Genomic DNA, 14785 nt, shown 5'->3' with positions numbered 1-14785 from the left:
TCACGCGAACGGCCCATCATTCTGCGCATGACCCCGCCCTATGCCGAGCTCGCGGTCACCACGAATTTCTCGTTCCTGCGCGGGGCCTCGCATCCGCAGGAGATGGTGGCGCAGGGCGCCGAGTTCGGGCTCCACGCCATCGGCATCGCCGATCGCAACACGCTGTCGGGCGTGGTGCGCGGCCATGCCGAGGCCAAGCGCCGGGAGAAGGCGGGCGAACCGACGATCCGCTACCTGCCGGGGGTCCGTCTCGTCACCGAGGAGGGGTTCGAGGCCGTCGCCTATCCGATGGACCGCGAGGGCTACGGACGGCTCTGCCGGCTGCTCACGGATGGCAACCGACGCTCGGAGAAGGGCGCGTGCCGGTTCGGTGTCCCGGACATGCTCGCGGCGGCAAGGGGGCAGGTCTTCATCTCGCTCCCGCCGGAGGAGGACGATTCCGTCTTCGCCCGCCATCTCGCCGCCCTGGCGGAGACGGCCCCCGGCCGCGTTTTTCTCGGCGCGAGCCATCGTTATCGCGGCGACGAGCGGCGTCGGCTCGGCCGCCTCGCCGGGTTCGGGGAGCGCCTCGGCGCGCCCATGGTGGCGGTCTCGGATGCGCTCTACCACCACCCCGACCGGCGCCCCCTGCAGGACGTGCTCGCCTGCATCCGCGAGGGCTGCACCCTGGTCGAGGCCGGCTATCGCCTGGAAGCCAATGCGGAGCGTCACCTGAAGCCGCCCGCCGAGATGGCCCGGCTCTTCGCCGACCACCCGGAGGCTATCGCGCGCACGATCGAGATCGCCGAGACCTGCGGGTTCTCCCTGGAGGAGCTGAAATACGAGTATCCCGACGAGCCCGTTCCCCCCGGCCGGACGGCCCAGGGGCATCTCGAATACATGACCCGGCAACGGGCCGAACTGCGCTACCCGGACGGTATCCCGGAGACGGTCGAAACCTCCCTGCGCAACGAGTTCGACCTGATCCGCCGCCTCGACTACGCCCGCTACTTCCTCACCATCCACGACATCGTCGAATTCGCCCGGAACCGGGGAATCCTGTGCCAGGGCCGCGGCTCGGCGGCCAATTCGGTGGTCTGCTACTGCCTCGGCATCACGGCGGTGGACCCGACCAAGATCCGGCTCCTGTTCGCCCGCTTCATCTCCGAGAGCCGGGACGAGCCGCCCGACATCGACGTCGATTTCGAGCACGAGCGCCGCGAGGAGGTGATCCAGTATCTCTACGACCGGTATGGGCGAGACCGGGCGGCGATCTGCGCCACGGTGATCCACTACCGGCCTCGCAGCGCCATCCGCGAGGTCGGCAAGGTGCTGGGCCTCACCCCCGACATCACCGGGATGATGGCCGACACGGTCTGGGGCTCCTGGGGCGCCGGCCTGCCCGACCAGCATATCGCGCAGGCCGGGCTCGACCCCGCCAACCCGGCGATCCGGCAGGCGGTGGACCTCGCGATCCAGCTCATCGGCTTCCCGCGCCACCTGTCGCAGCATGTGGGTGGGTTCGTGCTGACGAAGGGACGTCTCGACGAGACCGTGCCGGTGGGCAACGCGGCAATGCCGGACCGTACCTTCATCGAATGGGACAAGGACGACATCGACACGATCGGCCTCCTCAAGGTCGACGTGCTGGCGCTCGGCATGCTCACCTGCCTCCGGCGCGGCCTCGACTTCCTGCGCGAGGATCACGGCATCGCCTACGAGACGCTGGCCGACCTCCCGCGCGAAGAACCGGAGGTCTACGCGATGCTGTCGAAGGCCGATTCCGTCGGCGTGTTTCAGGTCGAGAGCCGGGCGCAGATGTCGATGTTGCCGCGCCTGAAGCCGAAGGAATTCTACGATCTCGTGGTTCAGGTCGCCATCGTGCGTCCGGGGCCGATCCAGGGCGACATGGTCCATCCCTACCTGCGCCGGCGCTCGGGCGAGGAGCCCGTCGTCTTCCCGTCCCCCTCCCCCGAGCACGGGCCGAAGGACGAACTCAAGGAGGTGTTGAAGCGGACCTTCGGCGTACCCCTGTTCCAGGAACACGCGATGCAGATCGCGATCACGGCGGCCGGCTTCACGCCCTCGGAGGCCGACGGGTTGCGCCGGGCCATGGCCACCTTCCGGCACAACGGCCAGATCGTGAATTTCAGGACCAAGTTCATCGAGGGCATGGCCGGGCGCGGCTATCCGCGCGATTTCGCCGAGCGCTGCTTCAAGCAGATCGAGGGATTCTCAACCTACGGCTTTCCCGAGAGCCACGCGGCGAGCTTCGCCCTGCTGGTCTATGCCTCGGCCTGGATGAAGTGCCGCCACCCGGACGTCTTCCTCGCCGCGATCCTGAATTCGCAGCCCATGGGCTTCTACCAGCCGGCCCAGCTCGTGCGGGATGCCCGTGCCCACGGCGTCGAGGTACGCGGACCCGACGTCAATGCCAGCGAATGGGATTGCACCCTGGAACCGGCCTCGGCGCAGAGGGGGCCGGAGCGCCGCTTCGCCGTCCGCATCGGCCTGCGCCAGGTGAGCGGCCTGCCGAAGGCCGGAATGGCCCGGCTCGTTGCTCTGCGCGGCAACGGCTATGCCAGCGTCGAGGGCCTGCAGGCCGCCCTGACACTGCCCCGCAACGCCCTCGAGCGCCTAGCGGAAGCGGACGCCTTCCGCTCCCTCGACCTCGACCGCCGCGCCGCCCTCTGGGCGGTGAGGGCACTGGAAGGCACCTCGACGCGCGCCAGCGCCGGGCGGGGCGTCTCCACCGACCGGCGCACCCATCTCCTCGATGCGCCGATGCCGCTCTTCGCCTTCCATGCCGATGACGGCCTGTTCCGGGCCGAGCCCGCGGTGGAGTTGCCCGCCATGGCACTCTCCGAGCATGTGGCGGAGGATTACGTCTCCACCGGCCTTTCGCTGAAGGGCCATCCGGTGGCGTTCTTCCGCGCCCGCCTCGCCCGCATCGGCGCGATCCCGGCGGCGGCGCATCACGATCCCTCATGGGCCCAGAATGCCCGCGTCACGGTAGCGGGCCTCGTCCTCACCCGGCAGCGCCCCGGCACCGCCAAGGGCGTGGTGTTCCTGACGCTGGAGGACGAGACCGGCATCTGCAACGTCATCGTCTGGAAGAAGGTCTTCGAGGCCAACCGGCGCATCGCCATGAGCGCCCGCTTCATCGCCGTGCGCGGGCGCATCCAGCGCTCGGGGCTGGTGGTCCATCTCCTGGCCGAGCAGTTCCGCGACCTGACGGACGAATTGCGGACCCTGCGCGAGGGCGGTCTCCCCCTCCCACCGGAGACCACGGATTTCGGGGCGCCGCCGGACCGGCGCGTCTACCGCAGCCGGGATTTCCATTGAGGGGCGGTGCGCATCCCCTCTCCCCGCAGGCGGCTACCGGATTCATCCATCTGCTTTTGCAGGCAGAGCGCGTCCCTCTCCCCCTTGTGGGGAGAGGTCAGGAGTGGGGGTGGCTCCGCCAGCCTCCACACTCTGAGGGTCACCCCACCACCCCCACCTCCAACTCCTCCCCACAAGGGGGAGGAGGGCTTGCCCGACTCACGGCCGCAGCAGCACCTTGCCCACGGCCTCGCGGCGCTTGAGGATGCCGAGCGCGTTCTCGTATTCGATCATCGGATAAGTGCCGTGGATCTTCGCCTTGAGGCGCCCCTCCGCCACCCAGGCCAACAATTGTTCCTGGTTCGCCCGGTGGGCCTCGGGCTCGCGCTCCACGAACACCCCCCAATGCACGCCCTGGATGTCGATGCCCTTCAGGAGAGCGAGGTTGAGGGGAATGCGCGGGATGTCGCCGGCCGCGAAGCCGATGACGAGGTAGCGCCCCTTCCAGCCGAGCGAACGGAGCGCAGGTTCGGCGTAGTCGCCGCCGATGGGATCGTAGATCACGTCGACGCCCCGTCCCTCGGTGAGCTTCTTCAACCCCTCGCGCAGATTGTCCGCGCTGTAATCGAGCCCCAACTCGGCGCCGTGCGCCTGCGCCACCGCGAGCTTGTCCGGTGAGGAGGCGCAGGCGATCACCTTCGCGCCCATGATCACGCCGAGTTCCACCGCCGCGAGGCCGACGCCGCCCGAGGCGCCGAGAACCGCCAGCGTCTCGCCGGGCTGAAGCTTCGCGCGATCCCGCAGGGCGTGGAGCGAGGTGCCGTAGGTGATGGTGAGGCCGGCCGCCTGCTCGTCGCTCACCGCATCGGGGACGGCGGTGAGATGCCGGGTGCCCACCGCGATGCGCTCCGCACAGGTGCCGTAGGTGCGGTGGACGATGACGCGGTCGCCGACCTCGAAACCCTCGACGCCCTCCCCGAGGGCCTCGATGATTCCGACCGCTTCGCCGCCGGGCGAGAACGGCAGATCGGGCTTCACCTGATAGCGCCCTGCGATGATGAGCGTATCGAAGAAGTTCAGCGCCGCCAGCGTCACCCGCACCACGGCCTCACCCGGACCGGCGACCGGATCGGCCACTTCGACGATTGCGAGATCCTCGGGGCCGCCGAGCCTGGTGCAGAGCAAAGCCTTCATGCCGATCCTCCCTTGAGCCGCAGCGCCTTTTGCTTGAGCGCGCTTGCACCGATTGGCGGCATCGGCGCAAGCGGCGGCGTCAGCGGCGCTCGTAGAGTCCGGTCAGGCAGCCCTTGGCGAGGACTCGACCCGTCATAGCCTCGATGAGCGCGGCACGTCCCGGACTCGCCGGCAGATCGAGCGGAGCATCCAGGGCGTAGATCTGGAACAGGTAGGCGTGGGGGCCATGTCCGGTGGGCGGGTCCGGCGGCAGCCATTGGTCCTTGAGAAAGCTGTTCTGCCCGAGGTCATGCTGCGATCCCTCACCGGCGGCGCTGGCGAGAGCGCCTTCGGGAAGGCTTTCGCTTGCGGCGAGATTCCAGGCGATGAGATGGACGAGGGGTTTCGGAGTCGGGCTGCCGGCATCCTCCACCAGAAGCACCACGCGGCTCGTACCGGCCGGCAGGCCGCTCCATGACAGCGGCGGCGAGACGCCCGGCCCATCGGCGGTCAAGCGCGCAGGAAGGCTCGCCCCGTCGGCGAAGGCCGGACTCGTCAGCGAGATCGTCTCGGGCACGCTCCCGAAATCCCGGTGGTAGGCGGTCGTGTCGAGCCCGGCCTTCAGGCCCGACAGGGCCGCGCCGACCGCGTGCGGAAGCTTTTCCAGCATGATGTCTCCTCGTCGATTCGCGTGGTCAACGAGGAGGGGCGCACCCGGTTCAGGCCGGACGGGCGGCCGCGACCATGTAGTTCACCGCCGTGTCGCGGGCGGGCCGCCAGCTCCCGTCGAGGGGATTGAATACGACGCCGGTGGTATCAGTGACGGAGAGGCCGCCGCGTGCGATGGCGCGGGACAGTTCGTCAGGCTTCACGAACTTGTTCCAGTCGTGGGTTCCGCGCGGCAGCCAGCCGAGGACGTATTCCGCTCCGACGATGGCCAGCGCGAAGGAGCGCATCGTGCGGTTCAGGGTGGCGGCGAACAGGAGACCGCCCGGCTTCACCGCCTGGCAGGCGCTGGCGACGAAGGCCGGCATGTCGACCACGTGCTCCACCACCTCCATAATTAGGACGACGTCGAACCGCTCGCCCGCCGCCACCACCTCCTCGATGGTTTGAGAGCGGTAATCCACCGCCACGCCCCCGGCCTGCGCATGGGAACGCGCCACGGCGATGTTGGTGGGCGCCGGATCGAGCCCCGTGACGGTGGCGCCGAGGCGCGCCAGGGGCTCGGACAGGACACCGCCGCCGCAGCCGACATCGACGATGGTCAGCCCCTTCAGCGGATAGGGCATGCGCGGGTCGCGGCCGAATTCCCGGCAGATCGCGTCGCGGACATAGGCGAGGCGCACCGGGTTGAACCGGTGCAGCACCTTCATCGGCCCGTCCTCGGCCCACCACGTCGCGGCGATGCCCTCGAAGCGCGCGACTTCCTCGGCGTCGATGGAAGAAGATGCCGCTGGGTTCATTCGCCTGACCTTCCGACCCGGATGCGGGCCATCCCGCCCGCATGCCCGATTGTTGACACGTCCGAAGTGCCCTTGTACCCGCCGAAGCACCGGCCGGTACAGCGGCGGGACGCCGCTCCGGCTCGAAGCCGAAAAAGCGCCGCGCTCCCGGCGGACAGCCGGCTCTGGAATGGATCGACGCGGACCCGACATGCCCCGTTTGGTGATGAAGTTCGGCGGCACATCGGTGGCGACCGTGGACCGTATCCGCAACGTGGCCCTCCACGTGGCGCGCGAGATCGAGGCCGGCTACGACGTCGCCGTCGTGGTCTCGGCCATGTCCGGCAAGACCAACGAACTGGTGGCCTGGGTCAAGGACGCCAACCCGCTCTACGACGAGGCCGAGTACGACGCCGTCGTCGCCTCGGGCGAACTCGTCACCGCGGGCCTCCTCGCCACGGCGCTCCGGAAGAACGGCATCAAGGCCCGCTCCTGGCAGGGCTGGCAGATCCCCATCGAGACCTCCGATGCCCATGGCTCGGCACGGATCGAGGCGATCGACCCCAAGAATCTCGATGCCGGCTTCGCCCGCGGTGAAGTCGCCGTGATCGCAGGCTTCCAAGGCATTCACGCCGAGACCGGCCGCGTCACCACGCTCGGCCGGGGCGGCTCGGATACCAGCGCGGTGGCCATCGCCGCCGCCATTGGTGCCGAGCGCTGCGACATCTACACCGACGTCGACGGCGTCTACACCACCGACCCGCGCGTGGTGCAGAAGGCCCGGCGCATGGAGCGCGTGACCTTCGAGGAGATGCTGGAGATGGCCTCCCTCGGAGCCAAGGTGCTCCAGGTCCGCTCCGTCGAACTCGCCATGGTCCATCGCGTACCGACCACGGTGCGCTCCAGCTTCGACCCGCCCGACAACGCCCGCACAGGCACCCTCATCTGCGACGAGGACGACATCGTGGAACAGCAGATCATCACCGGGATCGCCTTCTCGAAGGACGAGGCGCAGATCACCCTCCGGCGCGTCAAGGACAGCCCCGGCGTCGCCGCGGCGATCTTCGGGCCGCTGGCGGACGCCAACATCAACGTCGACATGATCATCCAGACCGTGTCGGGCGACCAGTCGACCACGGACATGACCTTCACGGTCCCCTCCGCCGATTACGACCGCGCCCGCAAGATTCTCGACGCCCAGAGCGGCATCATCGAATTCGCCCAGATCGAGGGCGCCACCGATGTCGTGAAGGTTTCGGCCATCGGCGTCGGCATGCGCAGCCATGCGGGCGTCGCCGCCAAGGCATTCAGGGCGCTCGCGCAGAAGGGAATCAACATCCGCGCGATCACCACGTCGGAAATCAAGTTTTCCGTATTGATCGATGCGGCTTACACGGAGCTTGCCGTGCGCACGCTCCACTCGCTATACGGCCTCGATCAGGCTTGAGCGCCGCCCCCGTCGCCGCGCACGAAACTTGCGCAGGCGGGCCTCGGGGGACTGAATTCGGATCGAGGAGACCATGCCTGCTGCGCCCGGAGGCCCGCGCCTGCTGCTGCGCCGCCTCCGCGAAGCGATGGCGGAGCCGGTCAGTCCACAGGCACGTCTCGACCGTATCGTCACCCTCATCGCGGCGAACGTCATCGCCGAGGTCTGCTCAGTCTATGTGCTGAGCGATGACAACACGCTCGAATTGTTTGCCACCGAGGGCCTGAACCGTTCGGCCGTCCACCTGACCCGGATGCGGGCGGACGAGGGCCTCGTCGGCCTCATCGCCAAGACCGCCGAACCGCTCTCGCTCTCGGACGCCCAGTCGCATCCGTCCTTCTCGTACCGGCCCGAGACCGGGGAAGAGGCCTACCACGCCTTCCTCGGCGTGCCGCTCCTGCGCGCGGGGAACACCCTCGGCGTCCTCGTGGTGCAGAACCTCACTTACCGGGTCTATTCGGAGGAAGAGATCGAGGCGCTCCAGACGACGGCGATGGTGCTGTCCGAGATGATCGCTTCGGGTGAACTGCAATCCCTGGCACCGGGCGCAGGCTCGGCCGCGCGCCGCGCCGTGAGCCAGCGCGGTGTCGCGCTCGCCGACGGCATCGGCCTCGGGCACGTGGTGCTGCACGAGCCGCGCATCATCGTGAAGCAGCTCATCGCCGAGAACCTGGAGCGCGAGGTCGAGCGCCTGGAGGAGGCCATCGGCGAGGTCCGCTCGGCCATCGACGAACTCGTGGAGCGCGGCGACATCATCGGCACCGGCGAATCCCGCGAGGTGCTGGAGACCGTGCGGATGTTCGCCCACGACAAGGGCTGGCTGCGCCGGATGCGCGAGGCTGTCCATTCCGGCCTTACGGCGGAGGCCGCCGTGGAGCGTGTCCAATCGGACAACCGCGCCCGGATGATGCGACAGAGCGATCCGTATCTGCGCGACCGGCTGCACGACCTCGACGACCTCGCCAATCGCCTCCTGCGCACGCTGATCGGCACGGAGGGCAACGGCACGCACCGGGAGCTCCCGGAGAACGCGATCCTCGTCGCCCGCTCCATGGGGCCGGCGGCCCTCCTCGACTACGACCGTGCTTCCCTGCGCGGCGTGGTGCTGGAGGAAGGCGGCCCGACGAGCCACATCGCCATCGTCGCCCGCGCCCTCGGGATCCCGGCGGTGGGCGAGATCGCCAACGCCACGGCGCTCTGCGACGCGGGTGATGCGATCATCGTCGACGGGGTGACCGGCGAGATCCAGGTCCGGCCCGGCCCTGAGATCGAGGCGGCCTATGCCGAGCAGGTCCGCCTGCGCGCGCGCCGCCAGGAACAGTACCGGGCGCTTCGCGACCTGCCAGCCGTCACCACGGACGGGGTCGCCATCGGCCTGCAGCTCAATGCCGGGCTGCTGGTGGACCTGACCCATCTCCACGAGACCGGGGCGGAGGGCATCGGCCTGTTCCGCACCGAGCTGCAGTTCATGGTGGCGCAGCGGATGCCGTCCGCCGCCGAGCAGCAATCGCTCTACGAGGCGGTGTTCTCGGCCACCGGCGACCTGCCGGTGACGATCCGCACCCTCGATATCGGCGGCGACAAGATCCTGCCCTACATGCCGGCCCTCGAGGAGGAGAACCCGGCCCTCGGCTGGCGCGCCATCCGCATCGGCCTCGACCGCCCCGCCCTGTTGCGGGTGCAGCTGCGCGCGCTTCTCAGGGCCGCGTCGGGCCGGCCCCTCAAGATCATGTTCCCGATGGTGGCCACGGTGGACGAGTTCGTCCGCGCCAAGGCCATCGTCGACCGGGAGAAGGCGCATCTGCGCCGCCACGGCCACGTCCTGCCGAGCGATTGCCGCCTCGGCGTGATGGTCGAGGTGCCCTCGCTCCTGTTCCAGATCGACGAGATCGCCAAGGTCGCCGACTTCCTGTCGGTGGGCTCCAACGACCTGATGCAGTTCCTCTTCGCGGTGGACCGCGAGAACCGCCGCGTCGCCGACCGGTTCGACACGCTGAGCATCCCGGCCCTGCGCGCCTTCCGCCTCATCGCGGAGCGGGCGACCGCCGCCGGCTGCCCCGTCACCATCTGCGGCGAGATCGGCGGCAAGCCCCTGGAGGCGATGGCCCTGATCGGCCTCGGCTTCCGCAACCTGTCGATGTCGCCGGCCTCCATCGGCCCGGTCAAGGCGATGGTGCTCGCCCTCGATGCGGCCGCCGTCACCGCCCTCATCGATGCGGAGATCGAACGGGCGGGCGACAGTGCCTCCCTGAGGCCGGTCCTCACGGCCTTCGCCAAGGCGCAGGGCGTGCCTATCTAGCGAGCGTGACGGCGTCTTGCCGAGAGCCACGACCACCCCCGCGGACCCGGCACGTCCGTCGGACATGCGTATTCCACAGTTGAGAGTATCCTCCGGGCGATGACCCCTATTCCTTCAGACCGTCTCGACGCCATCCTGACGCGGCACGACATCGTCACCGCCACGCTCAGCGCAGGCTCGGCCGATTCCGACAGCTTCGTCCAGCTGTCTAGGGAACTGGCCGAGCTCGACGGCGTGGTGGCGGCGATCCACGCCTACCGCGCCGCGGCGACGAACCTCGCCGAGATTGAGGCCCTCATCGACGAGCCGGGGGGGGATGCCGAGATGCGCGCTCTCGCCGCCGCCGAGAAGCCCGATGCGGAAGCGGGGCTCGAGGCCGCCCACAAGGCGCTCCAGGTCATCCTGCTGCCCAAGGACGCCGCCGACGAGAAGAGCGCGATCCTCGAAATCCGCGCCGGCACCGGCGGCGACGAGGCCGCGCTCTTCGCCGGCGACCTGTTCCGCATGTACGCGAAATACGCCGACCTGAAGGGCTGGAAGGTCGACGTCATTTCCGAGAGCGAAGGCACCGTCGGCGGCTATCGCGAAGTCATCGCCGAGGTGAAGGGCAAGGGTGTCTTCGCCAAGCTCAAGTTCGAAAGCGGAGCGCACCGCGTCCAGCGCGTGCCCGACACCGAAGCGCAGGGACGGATTCACACTTCCGCCGCCACGGTGGCGGTGCTGCCGGAAGCCGAGGAGGTCGATATCGTCGTCAACGATGCCGACCTGAAGATCGACACGATGCGGTCACAGGGCGCCGGCGGCCAGCACGTCAACAAGACGGAATCGGCGATCCGCATCACCCACATGCCGAGCGGGATCGTCATCTTCGTCCAGGAAGAGCGCTCGCAGCACAAGAACCGGGCGCGCGCCATGTCGCTCCTGCGCGCCAAGCTCTACGATGCCGAAAGGACGGCCAAGGATGCCGTCCGGGCCGCGGACCGCAAGTCGCAGGTCGGTTCCGGCGATCGTTCGGAGCGCATTCGCACGTACAATTTCCCGCAGGCGCGGGTCACCGACCATCGCATCAATCTCACGCTCTACAAGCTGGAAGAGGTGCTCGCGGGAGAGGCCCTCGACGAGCTCGTGGATGCCCTCATCACCGAGCACCAGGCGGAACTCATGGCCGCCGAAGGCATGGCGTGAACGAACCTGGCGTAAACGAGCCTGGCGGCACGCGACTTGGCGTGACCGAAGACGACGCGGTGAGTGGCGGCATCGATCCTCGGCAGTCGCGCTCGCAGGCCTTGCGCCATGCCGTTGCGGCTTTTTCCCAAGCCGGGATCGACGGTGGGGCAAGCGATGCCCGGTTCCTCCTCCTCCACGTCCTCGGCATCACGCCGACAGAGCTCGCCCTTTCCGGTGCGGAGCCCATCGGTGAGCAGGGTGCCCTGCGGCTGGGGGAAGCGATGCGGCGACGGCTCGCGGGCGAGCCCGTGGCGCGCATCCTCGGCGAGTGGGAGTTCTGGGGCCTCCCGTTCATCCTCAACGCGGCGACCCTGGTGCCACGGCCCGATACCGAGACCGTCGTCGATGCCGCTTTGGCGCTCCACACCACCCGCGACCGCCCCCTCCGCCTTCTCGATCTCGGAACCGGATCCGGCTGCATTCTCGTCTCGCTCCTCGGCGAATGGAAACAGGCCTTCGGAGTGGGCCTCGACCGCTCGCACGAAGCGCTCGCCTGCGCCCGGACCAATGCCCGGATCAACGGTGTCGGGAGGCGGGCCGCCTTCGTCGCGGGGGATTGGTGCTCCGCCCTCGGCAAGCCGTTCGACGTCGTCCTCTCGAACCCGCCCTACATCGCGAGCGCGATCATCTCGACCTTGTCCAGGGAAGTCCGCTGCCATGATCCGCTCGGTGCCCTCGACGGTGGCGAGGATGGACTCGAGGCGTACAGACGGATCGTGAGGGAAGTGAGCGGGGCGACGGACGGTCGTCCCCTGCTCACCCCGGACGGAGCCCTCGTCTTCGAGGTCGGCCATGATCAGGCCGAGGACGTATTGAGGATCGGCCGCGAGGCGGGGTTCGCACGGGGGTCCGTGAGGCAAGATCTGGCCGGCCACGCCCGTGTCGTCACGCTGGCCGGACGTCCGCCAACGGCCAACGACGACAGGAGATGAAAAAGAGCTTGTTGTGGGCTTGGGGAGTCGCTAGTGTCACAGTCAGGTCGCGAACGATCCGTCAAGGCGGATCGAGGTAGAAGTGTCGGCGGCGTCTAGCACGCGATACTTTTAGACGATCTCCCCACCATCAAGCCGATACGCACGAGACGCCGTGTGGAAGCTTGATGAATTGAGTGCCAGACGACCGATGAGCGCCGCACTGTGAGTGCAGGAATCGGTTGACCGGACATACGGCGAGCACGGCAAAATCGATCGCGGAACCACTGACCGGATCCTACGAGGACTAGGAAGTACCCGAAACGGGTTCTCCTTCTTCGCCCGTAGCCCCGCCGCATCATCAGACGCTCCGATTTGAACGAGGGTCAATCGAGACCGATGAGACCAAACCAGAATAGACGGATGCGCGGTCGCAACCGCCCCAAAGGTCCCAATCCGCTGACGCGTTCCTACGAGTCCAACGGGCCGGATGTAAAAATCCGCGGGACGGCGCAGCATATCGCCGATAAATACGCCCAGCTCGCGCGCGATGCGCAAGCGAGTGGCGACCCGGTGGCCGCCGAGAATTACTTCCAGCACGGCGAGCATTATTTCCGCATCATCTCGGGTGCCCAGGAGCAGAACCGCCAGCAGAACGGTGGGTATGCCCGTAACGGCTACGACGATGACGACGACGGCGACGATGAGGGTCAGGGCGCGAGCCTGGGCTATGCCGCCAACGGCTACGGCAACGGCTATAACGAGGAATACGGCGATCCGGCCCAACAGCCTCAGCCACAGCCTCAGCCGCAATCCTACGAGCCCCGCCAGGATACCCGGCAAGATACACGGCAAGACTCGCCGTCGGATCAGCGTCATCCACGCCGGGAGCGCTTCCAGAACCGCAACGATCGCCCGCAGCGTTTCGAGGGCAATCGAGACGGCAACCGGCAAGATGGCGGCCGCCAGGAGGGCTCTCGCTACGACGGAAACCGCAACGACGGTGGTCGGCAGGATTACAACCGGCAGGATTCCTTCCGGGGCGAGGGCAACAGGCAGGAAAACACGAGGCAAGAAAACACGAGGCAAGAAAGCCCGAGGTACGAGCAGGCGAGGCCTGACCAGGCGCGCCAGGACTATGCTCGGCAGGACCAGCCCCGTGCCGATTTCAATCGTGCCCAGGGCCGTAACGAAGGCCGCAACGACGGCTCCCGCTACGAGAACCCTCGCAGCGAATTTCAGGGCGGCGATGCTCAGCCGAAGCAGGATGTGACGCCCCAGGACACCTCACGTCAGGAAGCGCCCCGGCAGGATGCTCATCGTCAGGAGAGTCCGCGCCAGGAACCGGTTCGCTTCGAAACCGCTCGCCAGGATTCCCCCCGTCAGGACACCGCCCGCAACGACGCCCGTCGTTCTTCGGAGACGGCCCCGCGGCGTTCCCGTCGCCGGGAAGAGCCCGATCTGCGGTCTTCCGAGGATGTCGCGGCCCTTCCGGCCTTCCTGACCGCCGTTCCTCGCCCAGTAGCCCCGCCGCCGTTGCCTGAGCGTTTCGTGGAACCGACCGCCGCGCCGGAACCGACACGGGATCTCGCCGGCGACGTGTCGAAGGACGATACCTCTCCCACCGCCCCCAAGCCCCGTCGTCGGCGTCGTCCGCGTTTCGAGGGATCGGAGAGTTCCGAGGGCGGCAGCAACAGCACCGACGATACGCCCTCCACCGTGGAATAGGGTATTGGACCCGCTACCCGACCAATTCGGAAGCCGCCCCTGACCGGGCGGCTTTTTTCGTCCGGGCGCTACGACGTCGTGCCAATCTCTCATGGTCGCCAATCGAGATGAGCCTGGACGCGATGGCGCTCCCTTCTGTGTCGTTCGACTTCACCGAACGGTGCGATCTCCCAGATCCAGGACCGATCCGGTATGGGCAGGACGATGCCATGTAGAAGATCGAACCGTTCGACGAGCTGGCCTTCGCGGTTGTCCGTCACCTGCTCGGTATCGGCGATGAGACAGACACGCGTCTGCAGACGTGACAATCCTTCGAGGTGACCCGCCACGATACTGCGGCCGAGTTCGTCGGGAGGAGGTCTGTTGCGCGACTCGAACCAATCCAGTGGCAGGATCGGCAATTGCGAGAGACAGTTGGCTGAGACGACGAAGTCGATGTCACCCCGATCGAACACCGAGAGAGGATCGGCACACCGCTCCCCCTCCCCTCTCAGCCATTTCACGCATCCACTCAGATCCGAGACCTGCAGAGCGACATTCGCATAGCGATGCGCCGCCCAGCGCGCCGGCCAGAGATGGACCATGTCGACGAGGATCACGCGCTCGAAACATTGGGCCAGATGAGCCAAGGGTACGTCGTCCAGGAGGCCCGACCCGAGAACCACGGCGGTGCGACGACGGTCCAGATCTGCGCAGGATTGCCGTATGGCGGACCGGGCCGCATCGAGATGGTCCGCCCATGCCGCGCGGCAGCGCCGCGACCGCGACATCAACAGGACGCTCTCGCGCAGATACCCCAGCGTCCGCTGCGCCCGCGGGACCGGCGTCGTCAGGTAGTGAAGGCCTTCGATCAGCATGAGATGACGACCAGCCGCGCTGCGGGAACAGCGAGGCCGAGGGAACTTAAGCGCGGCCGTTTCGGTTCACCGGAGCGACCAATCACATGATCGATCAGGGGAACACTGTGTCCAGCCTCATTCGCATTCTCATCGCGATTTTTCTGCCGCCGATCGCGGTGCTTCTGACCGTCGGGATCGGGGTTCAGTTCTTTTTGAACATCCTGCTGTGCATTTTATTCTATCTGCCGGGTTCGATCCACGCGCTTTGGATCGTGATGCGTTCCCGCTGAGTTTGGAGATGTCATTTGACATGACAAAGCCCGCGGCGTTTTACGCTGCGGGCTTTTGCGTGTTGTGTTCTGGTGTGTTTGGTT

General features: G+C 67.6%; 11 protein-coding genes. 7 read left to right on the top strand and 4 right to left on the bottom strand.

The window, feature by feature from the left end:
- Positions 1 to 27: 27 nt before the first annotated feature.
- The gene (locus ASF08_RS06030) at positions 28 to 3324 is read left to right on the top strand and encodes an error-prone DNA polymerase (protein WP_056142596.1); all 3297 of its coding nucleotides are present in this window, start codon (positions 28 to 30) and stop codon (positions 3322 to 3324) included.
- 198 nt (positions 3325 to 3522) lie between these two features.
- On the opposite strand, the gene ASF08_RS06025 is transcribed toward ASF08_RS06030, so the two are convergent.
- The 3 genes from ASF08_RS06025 to ubiG form a co-directional block, all read right to left on the bottom strand.
- Complete coding sequence (locus ASF08_RS06025) at positions 3523 to 4497, bottom strand: NADPH:quinone oxidoreductase family protein (protein WP_056142593.1); 975 nt, start codon at positions 4495 to 4497, stop codon at positions 3523 to 3525.
- Between the two features lie 79 nt (positions 4498 to 4576).
- Positions 4577 to 5146 (bottom strand): YbhB/YbcL family Raf kinase inhibitor-like protein, encoded by a 570-nt coding sequence (locus ASF08_RS06020; RefSeq protein ID WP_056142591.1) that lies wholly within the window; start codon positions 5144 to 5146, stop codon positions 4577 to 4579.
- A gap of 49 nt (positions 5147 to 5195) precedes the next feature.
- The gene (gene ubiG / locus ASF08_RS06015) at positions 5196 to 5942 is read right to left on the bottom strand and encodes a bifunctional 2-polyprenyl-6-hydroxyphenol methylase/3-demethylubiquinol 3-O-methyltransferase UbiG (RefSeq protein ID WP_056142588.1); all 747 of its coding nucleotides are present in this window, start codon (positions 5940 to 5942) and stop codon (positions 5196 to 5198) included.
- 190 nt (positions 5943 to 6132) lie between these two features.
- Here ubiG and ASF08_RS06010 point away from each other — a divergent pair, with 190 nt between their 5' ends.
- The 5 genes from ASF08_RS06010 to ASF08_RS05990 all read left to right on the top strand — a co-directional run bounded on the left by ASF08_RS06010 (position 6133) and on the right by ASF08_RS05990 (position 13572).
- On the top strand, positions 6133 to 7368 hold the full coding sequence (locus ASF08_RS06010) for an aspartate kinase (RefSeq protein ID WP_056142585.1): 1236 nt from the start codon (positions 6133 to 6135) through the stop codon (positions 7366 to 7368).
- A 73-nt stretch (positions 7369 to 7441) separates the two neighbouring features.
- A complete protein-coding gene (gene ptsP / locus ASF08_RS06005) occupies positions 7442 to 9706 on the top strand; it encodes a phosphoenolpyruvate--protein phosphotransferase (protein WP_018042073.1) in 2265 nt (754 codons plus the stop codon).
- Between the two features lie 99 nt (positions 9707 to 9805).
- Entirely contained in the window at positions 9806 to 10891 is a 1086-nt protein-coding gene (prfA, locus tag ASF08_RS06000) for a peptide chain release factor 1 (protein ID WP_018042072.1), read from the top strand.
- A 41-nt stretch (positions 10892 to 10932) separates the two neighbouring features.
- The gene (gene prmC / locus ASF08_RS05995; RefSeq protein ID WP_082473084.1) at positions 10933 to 11865 is read left to right on the top strand and encodes a peptide chain release factor N(5)-glutamine methyltransferase; all 933 of its coding nucleotides are present in this window, start codon (positions 10933 to 10935) and stop codon (positions 11863 to 11865) included.
- Positions 11866 to 12267: 402 nt separating this feature from the next.
- Positions 12268 to 13572 carry a DUF4167 domain-containing protein gene (locus tag ASF08_RS05990; RefSeq protein WP_056142582.1) on the top strand — a complete coding sequence of 435 codons (1305 nt, stop codon included), beginning with the start codon at positions 12268 to 12270 and terminating at the stop codon, positions 13570 to 13572.
- 89 nt (positions 13573 to 13661) lie between these two features.
- On the opposite strand, the gene ASF08_RS05985 is transcribed toward ASF08_RS05990, so the two are convergent.
- Positions 13662 to 14429 carry a hypothetical protein gene (locus ASF08_RS05985; RefSeq protein WP_056142579.1) on the bottom strand — a complete coding sequence of 256 codons (768 nt, stop codon included), beginning with the start codon at positions 14427 to 14429 and terminating at the stop codon, positions 13662 to 13664.
- 107 nt (positions 14430 to 14536) lie between these two features.
- Between ASF08_RS05985 and ASF08_RS05980 the strand changes: the two genes are divergently transcribed.
- Positions 14537 to 14701: a YqaE/Pmp3 family membrane protein gene (locus ASF08_RS05980; RefSeq protein WP_026175630.1), complete on the top strand. Its 165-nt coding sequence runs from the start codon at positions 14537 to 14539 to the stop codon at positions 14699 to 14701.
- Positions 14702 to 14785 lie beyond the last annotated feature (84 nt).

The organism is Methylobacterium sp. Leaf85, from assembly GCF_001422125.1.
Classification (GTDB): domain Bacteria; phylum Pseudomonadota; class Alphaproteobacteria; order Rhizobiales; family Beijerinckiaceae; genus Methylobacterium; species Methylobacterium bullatum.
This window is presented reverse-complemented; position numbering and strand designations above follow the sequence as displayed.